16 protein-coding genes are annotated in these 13,075 nt (G+C 74.3%); 11 read left to right on the top strand and 5 right to left on the bottom strand.

Annotation, left to right across the window (positions count from 1 at the left end):
• Nucleotides 1–3 precede the first annotated feature (3 nt).
• Nucleotides 4–2,046 (top strand): prolyl oligopeptidase family serine peptidase, encoded by a 2,043-nt coding sequence (locus IF27_RS17910; RefSeq protein WP_052850594.1) that lies wholly within the window; start codon nucleotides 4–6, stop codon nucleotides 2,044–2,046.
• Here IF27_RS17910 and IF27_RS17905 read toward each other — a convergent pair.
• Nucleotides 2,018–2,431: an SRPBCC family protein gene (locus tag IF27_RS17905; RefSeq protein WP_052850593.1), complete on the bottom strand. Its 414-nt coding sequence runs from the start codon at nucleotides 2,429–2,431 to the stop codon at nucleotides 2,018–2,020. The genes IF27_RS17910 and IF27_RS17905 overlap by 29 nt on opposite strands.
• Before the next feature lie 280 nt (nucleotides 2,432–2,711).
• Here IF27_RS17905 and IF27_RS17900 point away from each other — a divergent pair, with 280 nt between their 5' ends.
• The 7 genes from IF27_RS17900 (at nucleotide 2,712) to IF27_RS17870 (ending at nucleotide 6,856) form a co-directional block, all read left to right on the top strand.
• Nucleotides 2,712–3,215 carry a hypothetical protein gene (locus tag IF27_RS17900; RefSeq protein WP_223291092.1) on the top strand — a complete coding sequence of 168 codons (504 nt, stop codon included), beginning with the start codon at nucleotides 2,712–2,714 and terminating at the stop codon, nucleotides 3,213–3,215.
• Between the two features lie 72 nt (nucleotides 3,216–3,287).
• A complete protein-coding gene (locus IF27_RS17895) occupies nucleotides 3,288–3,845 on the top strand; it encodes a DinB family protein (RefSeq protein ID WP_052850592.1) in 558 nt (185 codons plus the stop codon).
• A 199-nt stretch (nucleotides 3,846–4,044) separates the two neighbouring features.
• Nucleotides 4,045–4,461 carry a CBS domain-containing protein gene (locus tag IF27_RS17890; RefSeq protein ID WP_052850591.1) on the top strand — a complete coding sequence of 139 codons (417 nt, stop codon included), beginning with the start codon at nucleotides 4,045–4,047 and terminating at the stop codon, nucleotides 4,459–4,461.
• Between the two features lie 114 nt (nucleotides 4,462–4,575).
• Nucleotides 4,576–4,815: a DUF1049 domain-containing protein gene (locus IF27_RS17885; protein WP_052850590.1), complete on the top strand. Its 240-nt coding sequence runs from the start codon at nucleotides 4,576–4,578 to the stop codon at nucleotides 4,813–4,815.
• A 60-nt stretch (nucleotides 4,816–4,875) separates the two neighbouring features.
• Nucleotides 4,876–5,592, top strand: a complete 717-nt coding sequence (locus tag IF27_RS17880; RefSeq protein ID WP_052850589.1) for an HAD family hydrolase — start codon at nucleotides 4,876–4,878, stop codon at nucleotides 5,590–5,592.
• 653 nt (nucleotides 5,593–6,245) lie between these two features.
• Nucleotides 6,246–6,605 (top strand): hypothetical protein, encoded by a 360-nt coding sequence (locus IF27_RS17875; protein ID WP_052850588.1) that lies wholly within the window; start codon nucleotides 6,246–6,248, stop codon nucleotides 6,603–6,605.
• A complete protein-coding gene (locus tag IF27_RS17870; RefSeq protein ID WP_052850587.1) occupies nucleotides 6,602–6,856 on the top strand; it encodes a hypothetical protein in 255 nt (84 codons plus the stop codon). The genes IF27_RS17875 and IF27_RS17870 overlap by 4 nt, the downstream gene beginning before the upstream one ends.
• A 518-nt stretch (nucleotides 6,857–7,374) precedes the next feature.
• Here IF27_RS17870 and IF27_RS17865 read toward each other — a convergent pair.
• Nucleotides 7,375–7,986 carry a TetR/AcrR family transcriptional regulator gene (locus IF27_RS17865; RefSeq protein ID WP_052850586.1) on the bottom strand — a complete coding sequence of 204 codons (612 nt, stop codon included), beginning with the start codon at nucleotides 7,984–7,986 and terminating at the stop codon, nucleotides 7,375–7,377.
• Between the two features lie 146 nt (nucleotides 7,987–8,132).
• Between IF27_RS17865 and IF27_RS17860 the strand changes: the two genes are divergently transcribed.
• Both IF27_RS17860 and IF27_RS17855 read left to right on the top strand, forming a co-directional pair.
• The gene (locus IF27_RS17860; RefSeq protein ID WP_052850585.1) at nucleotides 8,133–8,873 is read left to right on the top strand and encodes a CPBP family intramembrane glutamic endopeptidase; all 741 of its coding nucleotides are present in this window, start codon (nucleotides 8,133–8,135) and stop codon (nucleotides 8,871–8,873) included.
• A gap of 124 nt (nucleotides 8,874–8,997) precedes the next feature.
• A complete protein-coding gene (locus IF27_RS17855; RefSeq protein WP_052850584.1) occupies nucleotides 8,998–9,480 on the top strand; it encodes an anthrone oxygenase family protein in 483 nt (160 codons plus the stop codon).
• A 13-nt stretch (nucleotides 9,481–9,493) separates the two neighbouring features.
• Here the strand turns inward: IF27_RS17855 and IF27_RS17850 are convergent, their stop codons facing one another.
• On the bottom strand, nucleotides 9,494–10,297 hold the full coding sequence (locus IF27_RS17850; RefSeq protein ID WP_052850583.1) for a methyltransferase domain-containing protein: 804 nt from the start codon (nucleotides 10,295–10,297) through the stop codon (nucleotides 9,494–9,496).
• Between the two features lie 179 nt (nucleotides 10,298–10,476).
• On the opposite strand from IF27_RS17850, the gene IF27_RS17845 reads away from it, so the two are divergent.
• Nucleotides 10,477–11,484 carry an MBL fold metallo-hydrolase gene (locus IF27_RS17845; RefSeq protein WP_052850582.1) on the top strand — a complete coding sequence of 336 codons (1,008 nt, stop codon included), beginning with the start codon at nucleotides 10,477–10,479 and terminating at the stop codon, nucleotides 11,482–11,484.
• 24 nt (nucleotides 11,485–11,508) lie between these two features.
• Here IF27_RS17845 and IF27_RS17840 read toward each other — a convergent pair whose 3' ends face one another.
• Together IF27_RS17840 and IF27_RS17835 are read right to left on the bottom strand one after the other, a co-directional pair.
• Nucleotides 11,509–12,192: a DedA family protein gene (locus IF27_RS17840; RefSeq protein ID WP_052850581.1), complete on the bottom strand. Its 684-nt coding sequence runs from the start codon at nucleotides 12,190–12,192 to the stop codon at nucleotides 11,509–11,511.
• Nucleotides 12,189–12,965 (bottom strand): MBL fold metallo-hydrolase, encoded by a 777-nt coding sequence (locus IF27_RS17835; RefSeq protein ID WP_052850580.1) that lies wholly within the window; start codon nucleotides 12,963–12,965, stop codon nucleotides 12,189–12,191. Before IF27_RS17835 ends, IF27_RS17840 begins: the two co-directional genes overlap by 4 nt.
• Nucleotides 12,966–13,075 lie beyond the last annotated feature (110 nt).

Here is a 13,075-nt window from a genome sequence, read left to right as displayed (position 1 = left end):
CCCATGCACCGCGCACCGTACGGCAGTTGGACCTCACCCATCGACGCCGCCATGGTCGCGGCGCACGACGGGAAACCCGAGTACCTCGGCGCCGTCGGCGACGAGCTGTGGTGGACCGAGCCCCGGCCCGCCGAGGGCGGCAGACGCGCCCTGCTGCGGCTCCTCCCGGACGCCGAGGCGCCCGTGAGCGTGCTCCCCGAGCCGTGGAACGTCCGCAGCCGCCTCGTCGAGTACGGCGGCGTCCCCTGGGCCGCGACGCCGCGCGCGTCCGGCGGGCCCCTCGTCGTCTTCGCGCACTTCGCCGACCAGCGGCTGCGCGCCTTCGAGCCCGACGCGCCGGGCGGCGCGCAGCCGCGCCCGCTGACGCCGCTGTCGCCGGTCGGCGGCGGGCTGCGCTTCGGCGATCTCGCCGTCGAGGGCGACGAGGTGTGGTGCGTGCTGGAGGAGTTCACCGGCGAGGGCCCGGGCGACGTACGCCGGGTGCCGGTCGCCGTCCCGCTGGACGGCTCGGCCGCCGAGGACCGCTCCGCCCTGCGCGAACTGACGGACGAGCGGCACCGGTTCGTCACCACGCCCCGGCTCTCGCCCGACGGCCGCCGCGCCGTCTGGCTCGGCTGGGACCACCCGCGCATGCCCTGGGACGGCACGGAGCTGCTGCTCGCCGACGTCACGGAAGGCCCCGGCGGCCGTCGGCTCACCGGCGTCCGCGTCCTCGCGGGCGGCCCCGCCGAGTCCGTCGCCCAGGCCGAGTGGACGCCGGACGGCGCCCTCCTCGCCGTCAGCGACCGCGGCGGCTGGTGGAACCCGTACCGCCTCGATCCCGCGACGGGCGAGGCCGTCGCCCTGTGCCCGCGCGAGGAGGAGTTCGCCGACGCGCTGTGGCACATCGGGTACCGCTGGTTCGCGCCCCTCGCGGACGGCACCGTCGCCGTCCTCCACGGCCGGGGCGAGGCCAGGCTCGGCGTCCTGGACCCCGCCACCGGCGACCTGGCCGACGTGCCAGGACCCTGGACCGAGTGGTCCCCGACGCTCGCCGTGCACGGCACCCGCGTCACCGGCATCGCGGCCGGTCCGGGCCGCCACCACGAGATCGTCCGCCTCGACACCAGCACGGGCCACTGCGTCGTCGTCGCGCGGGCGCACCGCGACGCGGTGGATCCCGCGTACCTGCCGCAGCCGCGCGCCGTGACCGTCACCCGCGAGGACGGCGCCGAGGTGCACGCCCAGGTGTACCCGCCCCGGCACCCCGACGCGGCGGGCGAGGACGGCACGCGCCCCCCGTACGTCATCCGGGCCCACGGCGGCCCGACCTCCCGCGCCCCGCTCGTCCTCGACCTGGAGATCGCCTACTTCACCTCGCGCGGCATCGGCGTCGCCGAGGTCAACTACGGCGGCTCCACGGGCCACGGGCGCGCCTACCGGGAGCGGCTGCGCGGCGCGTGGGGCGTCGTGGACGTCGAGGACTGCGCCGCCGTGGCCGCCGCGCTCGCCGCCGAGGGCGCCGCCGACCCCGCGCGGCTCGCCGTCAGGGGCGGCAGCGCGGGCGGCTGGACGACGGCCGCCTCGCTGGCCGCCCCGGCGCTCGCGGGCCGGTACGCGTGCGGCGCGATCAGCTACCCCGTCCTCGACCTCACGGCCTGGGCCCAGGACGAGACGCACGACTTCGAGTCGCACTACCTCGAATCCCTGGTCGGGCCCCTCGCCGAGGTGCCCGAGCGGTACCGGGACCGCTCGCCCGCCGGGCACGCCGACCGCGTCACCGCGCCGTTCCTGCTCCTCCAGGGCCTGGACGACGTCATCTGCCCGCCCGCGCAGGCCGAACGGTTCGTCGCCGAGGCGGCCGTGCACGGCGTGCCGCACGCGTACCTGACGTTCGAGGGCGAGGGGCACGGCTTCCGCGCCGAGGCGACCATCCGGCGTGCGCTGGAGGCCGAACTCGGCCTCTACCTGACGGTGTTCGGCGTGACGCGCCCCGACGTCCCGCCGCTCGTCCTGCGCGGCGGGACGCCGGAGGGGGTCAACCCGCCGACTCCAGCAGCCCCTTGAGCCTGGCGAGGTCGGCGGCGACCGTGTCGGCGTCGCGCGTGAAGTCGGCGTCGCTCATCCCCGGCCGCCGCCGCAGGGTGAACACCACCTCGCTCCCCGGTCCTTCGGCGATCACGCGGACCGGGTTGTAGACCTTCTCGCCCGAGGGGAGCGTGACGTCGTGGTCGAACACGCCCAGCGTGTTCCGGGGCGCGAACGCGACCACGACGCGCCCCATGGGCGAGGACGGCGCGACCCACTCGCCGTAGATCTTCTCGACGGAATCCCCCAGGCCATGAGCCCAGACGGGGAGGTTGACGGGGTCGGACGCGTAGGCGTACACGTCCTGGACGGGACGGTCGATACGGATGCTGATGTGGCGCGATTCCCTCGTGGTGCCGTTCATGGCGCCGACAGTAGGCCGCCACCCCCGCCGCGCTCTTGCACGAAACGGCCATCCGCGGCGGGCGTCGCGCGACGCGGCAGCCGAGCGCCCGCCCGGCCACCCGTCGAACTGATCGACGCCCCCCGCGCCGCTGCCCGTCCGTACGGCGGGCCTCGCCCCGCCCCGCCCTGCCACGCGGCCCGCCCACCCCATCCGTGCCGATACCGTCACCGGACGGACACGCAGGGTGTGCGGCGGCCGGTGTCCTCCGGCGCCCGCCCGTGAGAGTCGGAGGGAACGCATGGCTGACGTCGAACGCGGGGCTGACGTCGAACACATGACGCGGGCGCTGCGCGCGCTGGAGCGCGTCGTCCGGATGCTGGCGGAGGAGCAGACCCGTCTGGACGAGCTGTACGGCCGCCCCGCCCCGGGCGACCGCGCCGCGGGCGGCCCCCACCAGACGCAGAACGGCGCGCGGGAGCTGCACGCCGCCGCCGCGCGGGCGGCGGAGGCGCTGGCGCGAGCCCTCGGTTACCGCGTCGCGGGGCTCGACCGGGCGGCGGCGCGGGCCGAGGCCCAGGCGACGGCCAGGCCCGCCGGGCTGCCTGGCGGGCTCGACCGGATGGCACGCCCGCTGGGGCGGCGGACCGTCGAGGCGCTGGGCATCATCCGCGACCTGTCCTGGTTCGCGCCGGAACTCGGCGTCGAGATCGACGTCTGCCTCGCCGCCCCGCAGGCCACGTACCCGCCCGACGACTGGGACGCCTACCAGCGCGCCCGCGCCAGGCGGCGCACCGAGCCGTGAGCCGTGCGTCCGCCCACGGGCCCGGCGGTCGTGGGACGTGCCGACGTCCGGTGCCGCGGGCATGCTCCGAACATGACATCCGACAGGACATCCGACAGGACACCAGGCGTCGCGGCGGAGCCCTCGCCCCGGCTCAGTGACCCCAAGGAGCTGTTACTCGGCTACCTCGACCACTACCGCGGCGTGCTGCTCGCGAAGGTGGCCGGGCTGACGGAGGAACAGCTCGGCAGCTCACGGCTGCCGTCCGGCTGGACACCCCTCCAACTGCTCTGGCACCTCCAGCGCGTCGAACGCCGCCTGATGATCTGGGGGTTCCTCTCCGAGGACGTGCCCGACCCGTGGGACGACCACCTGAAGGACGGCCGGTGGACCGTCCCCGAGGGGCTGACCGTCGCGGAGGTGACCCGGCTGTTCCGCGAGCAGGCCGCACGCACGCACGCGATCGTCACGGCGGCCGACCTCGCCGACGTCGCCCCGGCAGGGGGCCGTGGCCGCTACCAGCGCGAGGAGGAGGCGCCGACGCTCGGCTGGATACTCCACCACCTCCTCCAGGAGTACGCCCGGCACGCGGGCCACCTCGACATCGTCCGCGAACTCGCCGACGGCAGGACGGGTGAGAACGGCGTGTAGCGGCCCGTGACGCGGGTGGGGGGAGACCGCAGGACGGGGGAGATGTCGCCTGAACAGCGTATATGCCGAGAAGTGATGAGAACCCGGACGAATGGGTACACGGGCCTCCGCGTCACCGTCAGGCCGTGGCGGCACGAGCGGCCGACCGGCGCGACCGAGGGGGGGAATCCCCCGCAGCCGACGAACTGGAGGAAATCCGATGACCACAGCGGCCGACATCATGACGCCGGGCCCCCAGTGGATCTCCGAGGAGGACACCCTCTACCGGGCCGCGCAGCTCATGCGCGAGCTGGACGTGGGCGCGCTTCCGGTGAGCGACTCCAAGGGCCGTATGTCGAGCATTCTCACCGACCGCGACATCGTGCTGCGCTGCGTCGCCGACGGGCTCGACCCCGCCGCCGTCACCGCCGGTGAGCTCTCGCTCGGCGCTCCGCACACGATCACCGCCGACGCCGACCTCACCGAGGTCCTGCAGCAGATGAGCGACCACCAGATCCGCCGTCTGCCCGTCCTCGACGGTGACAAGCAGCTCGTCGGCATCATCAGCGAGTCGGATCTCGCCCGTGAGCTGACCGACGACCAGCTGGCCGACTTCGTCTCCAGCGTCTACGCCTGACGCGGCGGCCGGACAACCGGCACCGCCGTCCGACGAGGGGACCGGGCACGGCCCGGTCCCCGACCCGGACGCTCTCACCGGGCGGGAAGGCGCGCGCGCTCGCATCCTGGTGCCATGACGTCCAGCCCGCGCAGCAGCACCACACCCCGGGCGTTCTGGACGCGGGGCCGCATCGTCATCGCGGTCGTCGCCGTCCTGACGCTCGTCTTCATCTTCGAGAACACCCGCCGCACCAGGATCAGGCTGCTGATCCCCGAGGTGACGATGCCGCTGTGGCTGGCGCTGGCCGCCACCGCCCTGATCGGCGTCATCTGCGGCATGTACTGGACCCACATGCGCACCCGCGACCGCTGACCCGGGCCCGGCGTCCCGCCGTACTTCCGGCCCCGTGGCGACGCGTGGGACAGTGCCGGGATGGCCAGGAGGCAGCGGGAATCCGTGCTCGTGCTGTGGGACGTGGACCACACGCTGGTGACCGTCGGCGACGTGAGCCGGGAGATCTACGCCCGGGCATTCCTGGACGCCGTGGGTTTCCCGCTGCGGAATCTGCCGCCGATGACCGGACGCACGGAACACGCGATCATCCGCGCGACCTTGAAGCTGCATGACGTTGACCCCACCCTGTCATTGCTCCGAGACTTCTACGCCGCTCTCGGGAGTGCCGCGCGCTCGCTGGAAACGCGGATGACCGAATCCGGAGCGGCGCTAGCCGGTGCGATGAACGCCATCGAGGAGCTACGCCACGAACGGGTCGTGCAGTCGCTGGTGACGGGAAACATCGCCTCTGTCGCACAGGTGAAACTGCGGGCCTTCGAGTTCTCCGGGCTCGACCGATCGGTGGGAGGGTACGGCGACGACGGGAGCGAGAGGGCACGGCTGGTTCAGCTGGCGCGCGATCGGGCGAGCGAGAAGCACGCAGTGGAGTTCGCGCCGGACCACGTCGTGGTCATCGGGGATTCGCCGCACGACGTGAAAGGCGCGACGGACTCCGGCGCTGTCCCCGTCGGAGTGGCGCGCGGTGCCAGCAGCGCCGACGAACTGAGGAGCTGCGGAGCCCACCTGGTGCTGAACGACCTGACGGAAAGCGCCGCACTGCGGCGCCTGGTCCTGGCTCTGCTCACCTCCGGCTGAGCCTGGACTACCAGGGGGACTCTCCCGCCTCCACGTACCGGGGGCTGTCGGCGGACAGGGCCTCGATCGCGGACGCGAGACGGCGCCGCACACGGGAAGGAAGAGCGGTCAGCGCATCCGTGGGCGTCAAGAACGCTCACTTCGGAGATCCCGCCGTCGCACGGTCGTAGCCGATCGGCCTCGGAAGGTGAAAGCTCTCCACCGTCGAAGACGACGACGATCTGGTCGTCCCACGGGCCGTGGGGAGGGTCCCAGGCAACGCAAGGGACGCCGCGCGGCCCGACGTGTATCCCGAGTTCCTCGTGCAGTTCACGTGCGGCGGCCTCTTTCCGGGGCTTCTTTCTCCTCCACCATGCCGCCCGGCAGGTCCCAGCCCTCTTTGTGCGGCCATGCGCTTACGCGCTTGCCTTTCCGTGTTGCCCAACACGGTAGTTGTTGCCAGCCGCCCCCTTCTCGCGCCGCGTGGTGGGTGACGTTCGCGGCGCTGGGGGCGTACGCCGGTGTCCGCGCTCCCGGTTCACTCGCGTGCGCATCGCGGCGGTGGCCGCGGGGTGCGTAGCGTGCGCCCTGGGGCCACGTGTTGCCGGGGGCGCGGCTGCGTGCCTGGCTGTGGACGTGGGGAACTGGGTCGCGGAGCTGAGGAGTTGAGGGCCGTGCGCGCGAGGGAATGGCCGCCGACGAGATCGCCGTACCGGATCGAGCCGGACGAGGGTCCGCAGACCGTCGAGGATCTGGAGGTGGCGCTGGCGCCGTGGCCGGACGACGTGGCGGAGCTGCACGCCGGGTTGGAGCGGGCGGCCGGGGACGAGGAGCGGCGGAGTCAGACGATCGGCACGGCGCGCCGGACGTGGGTGCTGCGGACCCACCCCGTGATCCAACAGATGCTCGCCGATCTGCCCGACGGGCCGCTCCCGGACGGCATTCCGGCCGACGTGGTGTGGGCCGAGTACGACGAGAACTTCGAGCTGCGCCCGGCGCCGGGACAGGCCGAAGGGGAGGAACCGGGCCGGTGAGGTACAAGGTGATCCTGGCCGCCGGGGCGCAGGTGGCCCTGGGCGGGTTGCTGCCACCTCAGCGCCGGGCCGTGCACGACGCGCTGGATGTCCTCGCCCGGCGACCGACCGAGGTGGGGCGGGTCCACACCGGGTCAGGACCGGAGGCGCTGCGGCAATGGGAGCTGAAGCCGGTCGAGGTGTCCATCCAGTACCGCGTGCGGGACCGGGCGGTCATGGTTGAGGTGGTGTGGCTTATCGCCTCCCCGTAGCTGTGCCGCGAGCCGCCATCGGGGAGGGCGAGACGTGCGCCGCGCTCCCACCGAAGGCGGCGCCCCTCCCGGTTCCGCCGCCAGCTAGTTGGCGCCCGTAATCGTCCGAGACTGCTGGTCCGCGTGACCGGCACATCGCAGTCCCTCGTCGCGCGCAACTCAGAGCAAGGCGCTCCCATCGGGCAACGCCGCGCAACAACCCCGCGTGTGCGGGGAGGAGACCAAGGGCGGGTCGATCCGGCGGCGGCCCGAGGGAACACCCCTGCGCGTGCGGGGAGGAGTGGCAGCAGCAGCCCATGCCGTCGATGCCGGTGGGAACATCCCCGCGTGTGCGGGGAGGAGACTAAGTGACCTGCGGGTTTATCCGGGCCGGGCGTGATTTTGCTTCACTTTACCCCGGGCGACTCCGGCGTTCGTCCGGCGGCCATTGCAGTTGTGGTGCGGTGATTCTTGAAGCTGCCGTCGCCGCACGGGCGTTGCCTCCTCGCCTCGTCCGCTCCTTAGCCATGTCCCATTGTCTAGCGCGCGGTTGGACCGGTCCCGCCGTCGTCGTCATCGCGCGTCGGGGTGGCCGGGGGTGTGAGGGCGCGGTGCCACAGATCGACCACCGCCCGTACGCGGTCGTCCGTCGTCCGGTCGTCGGCCGGGTCGAGGACCGCGCCGTGGATCTGTGCCTCGATGCCCTGGACGGCCAGCAGCGCCGACGTCTCCGGGTCGCTGCCGCCCGCGCCCAGGCGGCGCAGGTGGGACGCGAGCGCGGCGGCGGCGTGGTGTTCGAAGGCGCGCAGTTCCGCGACCAGGTCCGCCGTGCGCGGCGTGTGGTCGAACAGCAGCCGGTGCAGGCCGGGACGTTCGGTGTGCAACGCCGCGACGCCGCCGACCAGTTCCTCCAGGAGCGGGCGCAGCGGCAGCCGCCGCCCGGCGGCCCGCTCAAGGATCGCGTCCAACTCCGCAGCCGCGGCGTCCAGATGCTGCCGGGCCAGGGCGGTCAGCAGCGCGTCCTTGTTCGGGAAGTACTGGTAGAGCGAGCCGATGGAGACCCCGGCCCGCTCGGCGACCTTGTTCGTCGTCGTCCCGCTGTAGCCGAGGCGTTGGAAAAGCTGAGCCGCCGCCTCGCAGATCGCCTCCACGGTCTCCCGGGAACGCTGCTGACGTGGGGTTTTGCGCGGTACGGCCACGGGGCTCCCATGCGAGTACACAAAGCTGAGGATTGCTCGCATTATGGAGGGGCGGGCCCGCACCCGTCATCCCCCCTCTCTCCCGGAGACCTCTGCGCGTGCTGTCCGACCTGCTGTCCTACTCCGCCCGTGTCCTGCCCGGCCTCCTCCTGATAGCCGCCTGCTACCTGCTGCTCCGCCCCGTCCGTGATCCGCTGCCGCGGATCGTGCTGCTGATCCTCGGCTTCGTCCTGATCAGGGACGCGATGACCCCGGCGGGCCTGTGGCGCGTCGGTTCCGCCGGTGCCGTGCCGTGGCTGCGATTCACCCCCGACGCCGCCCTGTTGACCGTCTTCGCCGCGACGACGCTGGCGGCCACCGTGCTGATCCTGCGCGCCGATCGCGGCCTGGCGGCGCTCGTGCGTTGGGGGCGGCCCGATCTGGCGACGTTCGCGTGGGGCGTCGGTGGCGGGCTGCTGGCCGCCGCCCCCGTGCTGGCCCTGTCCGCCGCGACGCCGCTGGACGAGCGGGGCGGGGCGGTCGCGTCCGCCGTGCTGCCCGCGCTGGCCTTCTTCGCGGCGGCGGGCAACCTGGCCGAGGAAGTCCTCTTCCGCGGCTTCCTCCAGGGCCGCCTGGAACAGGACGTGGGCCCGCGCCGCGCGGCCGTGCTGTCCGCCGTGGCCTTCGCGGCCTGTCACGCCTTCCTGGCCTCCACGGTGACCGACGCCGGTTGGCCGCTGCTGCTCTTCACCCTCCACGAGGGGCTGATCTGCGCGTTTCTGCGCAACAGGCGGGGCGTGGCAGCCGCCGCGACGGCCCACGCCCTCGCGATCTTCCTGCTCGGCAGCGCCCTGCTCTGACCCGCGCGTCGGACGCGGGACGTGGCACGCGCAGCACGCGCGGCGCGGGCCGCTGGACGCCCACGCATGAGGGTGAGCGTCTGAACGATGTCCGCGCCGCGCGCCGTTCGCTTGACTTGGCGGCATGACACTCCTTGCGCTCGCCGCCGTCCTCCTCACCATCGCCCTCGGCTGCCTGATGGCCGGGACCTTCTTCGGCTTCTCGGTCTCCGTCATCCCCGGGCTCGACGCCATCGACCCCACGGAAGCCGTGCGGGCGATGCAGAGCATGAACGAGAAGATCCTCAACCCCCTGTTCCTCACCGCGTTCGTCGGCGTGCCGCTCGCGGCGGCCGGGGCCGGGTCGCTGCTGCTCGCGCTCGGCCACCGCGCCGCGGGCGTGCTGTTCCTGGTGGCGGCGGCCGTCTACGTCCTCGGCGTCTTCCTGCCCACGGGCGCGGTCAACGTGCCGATGAACGACGTGCTGGCCGCCGCCACCCCGTCGCCCGAGGCGTGGGCCGACTTCTCCGCGCGCTGGGCCAGGTGGAACGCGCTGCGGACCGTCGCGAGCACGCTCACGGTCGTCCTCGCCGCGCTCGGCATCCACGTGTGGCACGGCGGCCGGTGACGTCGCCCCGGCGTCACACCCGGCACAGCACCTCGCCGTGCAGCGAGGCGAACCACCCGTCCTCCTCCTCACCCCAGGCGCGCCACGCGGCGGCGATCGACTCCAGCGTCCCCGGCGTCGCGTGGCCGCCCGAGACGGCGTGCTCCGCGTAGGCGGAGGCCGTCGTCCGGTCGGCCCACAGCCCGCTCCACCACCGCCGCTCGTCGGGCGTCGCGTGACACCAGGTGGACGCGGTCGCCGTGACGTCGGTGAAGCCCGCCTCCCGCGCCCACGCCAGCAGGCGGCGCCCGGCGTCCGGCTCGCCCCCGTTCGCCCGCGCCACGCGGCGGTACAGCGCCAGCCACTCGTCCAGGACCGGCACCTCGGGGAACCAGGTCATCGCCGCGTAGTCCACGTCCCGCACGGCGACCACGCCGCCCGGTCGGCACACGCGCCGCATCTCCCGCAGCACCCGCACCGGGTCCGTCACGTGCTGGAGCACCTGGTGGGCGTGCACCACGTCGAACGAGTCGTCGGGGAAGTCCAGCGCGTGCGCGTCGCCCACGGCGAACCGCACGGAGGTGACCCCCCGCGCCTCCACCGCCTCGCGCGCGGCGGCGAGCACCGACGCCGTCCTGTCCACGGCCGTGACCTGCCCGGGGGCGACGCGCTCCGCCAGGTCGGCGGTGATGGTCCCCGGGCCGCAGCCGAGGTCAAGCAGCGCCTGTCCCGGCCGCAGCTCCGCCAGCAGGTACCCGGCCGAGTTCTCGGCGGTACGCCAGCGGTGCGAGCGCAGCACCGACTCGTGATGTCCATGGGTGTACGTGGCTTCCGTCATGGCACGCACTCTCCTCCTGTCTCGCATGCTGAGCAATTCTGTTCCGGAATATGGACACGTTCACCCGATCGGCCCCGCGTCCCGCCCGCCGGAATGGCACGCGCCCGGCCCGTGCCGGTCCATGGAGACGGACGCGTCTTCAGCCTGGGAAGAGGGACGAACCGGCGGAGGGAGGCCCCATGCCGGACCGGACGCGACGTGACGCCGCGCTGCGCCCGCTCTACGAGCGCCGCCGCTGGCCGCGCGACTTCGCCGACCGGCTGACCGCCCCCCTGCCCGGCCTGCGCACCCTCGTGCGCGCCGCCCGCCGCGGCGCCCTGCGGCCCACCCCCGAGACCGTCGGCGGCACGGCGGGCCTGCCGTACGCCCCCGCCCCGCTGCCCGACGCGCCGCCGGGGAGCATCGCCGTGACGTGGGCCGGGCACGCCAGCTGGGTCGTCCGCACGGGCGGCCTCACCGTGCTGACCGACCCCGTGTGGTCGGACAAGATCCTCGCGACCCCGCCCCGCATCACCCCGGTCGGCGTGCCCTGGGACCGGCTGCCGCCCGTGGACGCCGTCGTCATCTCGCACAACCACTACGACCACCTCGACCTGCCCACCCTGCGCCGACTGCCCCGCGACACGCCGCTGTTCGTGCCCGCCGGGCTCGGCGCCTGGTGCCGCCGACGCGGCTTCCGGCGCGTCACGGACCTGGACTGGTGGGAGGCCGCCGAACTGCCCGCGCGCGGCGGCGGCACCGTCCGGTTCGATTTCGTGCCGGCCGACCACTGGTCCAAGCGCACCCTGCTCGACACCTGCCGCTCGCTGTGGGGCGGCTGGGTGCTGACCGACCCGCGCGGGCGGCGCGTCTACTTCGCCGGGGACACCGGCTACGGCCCGTTCCTGCTGGACATCGGCGCGCGGTTCGGCCCCGTGGACCTCGCGCTCCTGCCCATCGGCGCCTACGACCCGCCGTGGCTGCTCGGCCCCGTTCACACCGACCCAGAGGCGGCGGTCCGCGCCTGCGCCGACGTGGGGGCCCGCCGGATGGCGCCCATGCACTGGGCGACGTTCCTGCTCTCCTCCGAGCCGCCGCTCGAACCGGGGCGGCGACTGCGCACCGCCTGGCGCGCCACCGGACGTCCCGCCGCCGAGCTGTGGGACCTGCCGGTGGGCGGCTCGCGCGTGCTCGGCCCCGACGAGTGAGCGCCGTGCCGGTGACCGCCGCGCTCAGGCGCGCGCCGCGTGCCCGCCGTCCGGGCCGTCGCCCCCGGGGCCGCGCAGGCGGCGCCACAGCGCGGGGGCCACGCCGATCAGCACGGTCAGCGACACCGCCGCGACCACGCCCTGCCACGGATGCGGGAAGAGCGCCCCGCCGAGCATGCCGAGCAGCTGGTACGTCGCCGCCCACGCGAGGGTGGCGGGCAGGTTGCCGCGCAGGTAGGTCCGCATCGGCATCCGCGCCAGCAGACAGGCCAGCATCACGGGGATGCGCCCGGCGGGCACCAGCCGGGAGACGAGGAGCACGGTCGCGCTGCCGTGCGCGAGCCGTTCCTCGGCCCGGCGCAGCCGCTCCGGCGCCACCTGGTCGTGCATCCGGTCGAGCCACCGCGACCCGTTCCGCGAACGCACGCCGCGCCGCCCCAGCCAGAACAGCGTGGCGTCACCGAGGAACGCGGCGACCGCCGCCGTCAGGAAGACGCCGAGGGACGACAGGACCGGCTCCGGGTGGTGGAACGCCACCGCCGCCGCCGAGCTGACGACCGCGCCCGTCGGCACCACGGGCACCAGCGCCCCCAGCAGCACCAGCAGGAACAGCGACGGATACCCGGTCGCCTGCTGCGTCGTCTCCGGCGACACCGAGCCGGACGCCGCGAGCCCCACGGCGGCCGGGCCGAGCGCCGCCGCCGTCATCCGGCCACCTCGGCGCGCACGCTCTCGCCGTGCCCCAGCCGGTGCACCCGCACCTCCGGCGCCAGCCGGGCCGCCTGCCGCACGAACTCGTCGCCCGGCGCATGGAACTCGTGGGGCCGCACACACGTCATCCCGAGTGGCCAGTACGTCCCGTAGTGCACGGGCACGGCGTCGCGCGGGCGCAGCCTGGCCAGCGCCTCGGCGGCCCGCTCGGCGTTCAGGTGGCCGTGGCCCAGCCCCGGGCCCCAGCCGCCGACCGGCAGCAGTGCCATGTCCACCGGCCCGGTCTCCCGTGCCATCGTGTCGAACAGATCGGTATCGCCCGCGTAGTACGTTCTCGCTTCCCCCTCCACCACGTAGCCCAGCGCCGGGACGCGTCCCGGGCCGAACGGCAGCCGCCGCCCGTCGTGCGCCGCGGGCACGGCCCGCACGGACACACCGCCCACCCCCACCCTGTCCCCTTCTGCCACCTCGCACACCTCAAGCCGCCGCGCCAGCCGCCGCAGTCCCGGCACGGCCCGGCGCGCGCCGCGCGGGACGAGCAGCGGCGTGCCGGGGGCGAGCCGCGCGAGGGAGCGCAGGTGCAGGTGGTCGGCGTGGAGGTGCGAGATCACGGCGACGTCGGGCCGGTGCGCGCCGGGCGGTGGAAGGGCGCCGCGCCGCCTGCGCAGATGGGCGAGGCGGCGGGTGAACAGCGGGTCGGTCAGCACGGTGGTGCCGGAGTCGCGGATGGTGACGGTGGCGTGTCCCCACCAGGTGATCTCCACCGGCACCTGCTGCCCCTTCCGCCGTGGCGCGCGTCCGCCGACCAGGCGCGTCGTACGCGTCCAGGATGCCAGCAGGGGGCACGCGGGTCCGGACGGAGGGGGAGCGATGTGGAGAA

The sequence above is a fragment of the Streptomyces avicenniae genome, assembly GCF_000719135.1.
In the GTDB taxonomy this organism is placed as follows: Bacteria; Actinomycetota; Actinomycetes; order Streptomycetales; family Streptomycetaceae; genus Streptomyces; species Streptomyces avicenniae.
This window is presented reverse-complemented; position numbering and strand designations above follow the sequence as displayed.

Excerpts from the sequence above, each read along its gene's own strand:
- IF27_RS17885 (WP_052850590.1), top strand. The coding sequence starts at position 4,576 with ATGACGTCCAGCCCGCGCAGCAGCACCACACCCCGGGCGTTCTGGACG.
- IF27_RS17905 (WP_052850593.1), bottom strand. The coding sequence starts at position 2,431 with ATGAACGGCACCACGAGGGAATCGCGCCACATCAGCATCCGTATCGAC.
- IF27_RS17895 (WP_052850592.1), top strand. The coding sequence starts at position 3,288 with ATGACATCCGACAGGACATCCGACAGGACACCAGGCGTCGCGGCGGAG.
- IF27_RS17900 (WP_223291092.1), top strand. The coding sequence starts at position 2,712 with ATGGCTGACGTCGAACGCGGGGCTGACGTCGAACACATGACGCGGGCG.
- IF27_RS17850 (WP_052850583.1), bottom strand. The coding sequence starts at position 10,297 with ATGACGGAAGCCACGTACACCCATGGACATCACGAGTCGGTGCTGCGC.
- IF27_RS17840 (WP_052850581.1), bottom strand. The coding sequence starts at position 12,192 with ATGACGGCGGCGGCGCTCGGCCCGGCCGCCGTGGGGCTCGCGGCGTCC.
- IF27_RS17855 (WP_052850584.1), top strand. The coding sequence starts at position 8,998 with ATGACACTCCTTGCGCTCGCCGCCGTCCTCCTCACCATCGCCCTCGGC.
- IF27_RS17845 (WP_052850582.1), top strand. The coding sequence starts at position 10,477 with ATGCCGGACCGGACGCGACGTGACGCCGCGCTGCGCCCGCTCTACGAG.
- IF27_RS17880 (WP_052850589.1), top strand. The coding sequence starts at position 4,876 with ATGGCCAGGAGGCAGCGGGAATCCGTGCTCGTGCTGTGGGACGTGGAC.
- IF27_RS17910 (WP_052850594.1), top strand. The coding sequence starts at position 4 with ATGCACCGCGCACCGTACGGCAGTTGGACCTCACCCATCGACGCCGCC.
- IF27_RS17890 (WP_052850591.1), top strand. The coding sequence starts at position 4,045 with ATGACCACAGCGGCCGACATCATGACGCCGGGCCCCCAGTGGATCTCC.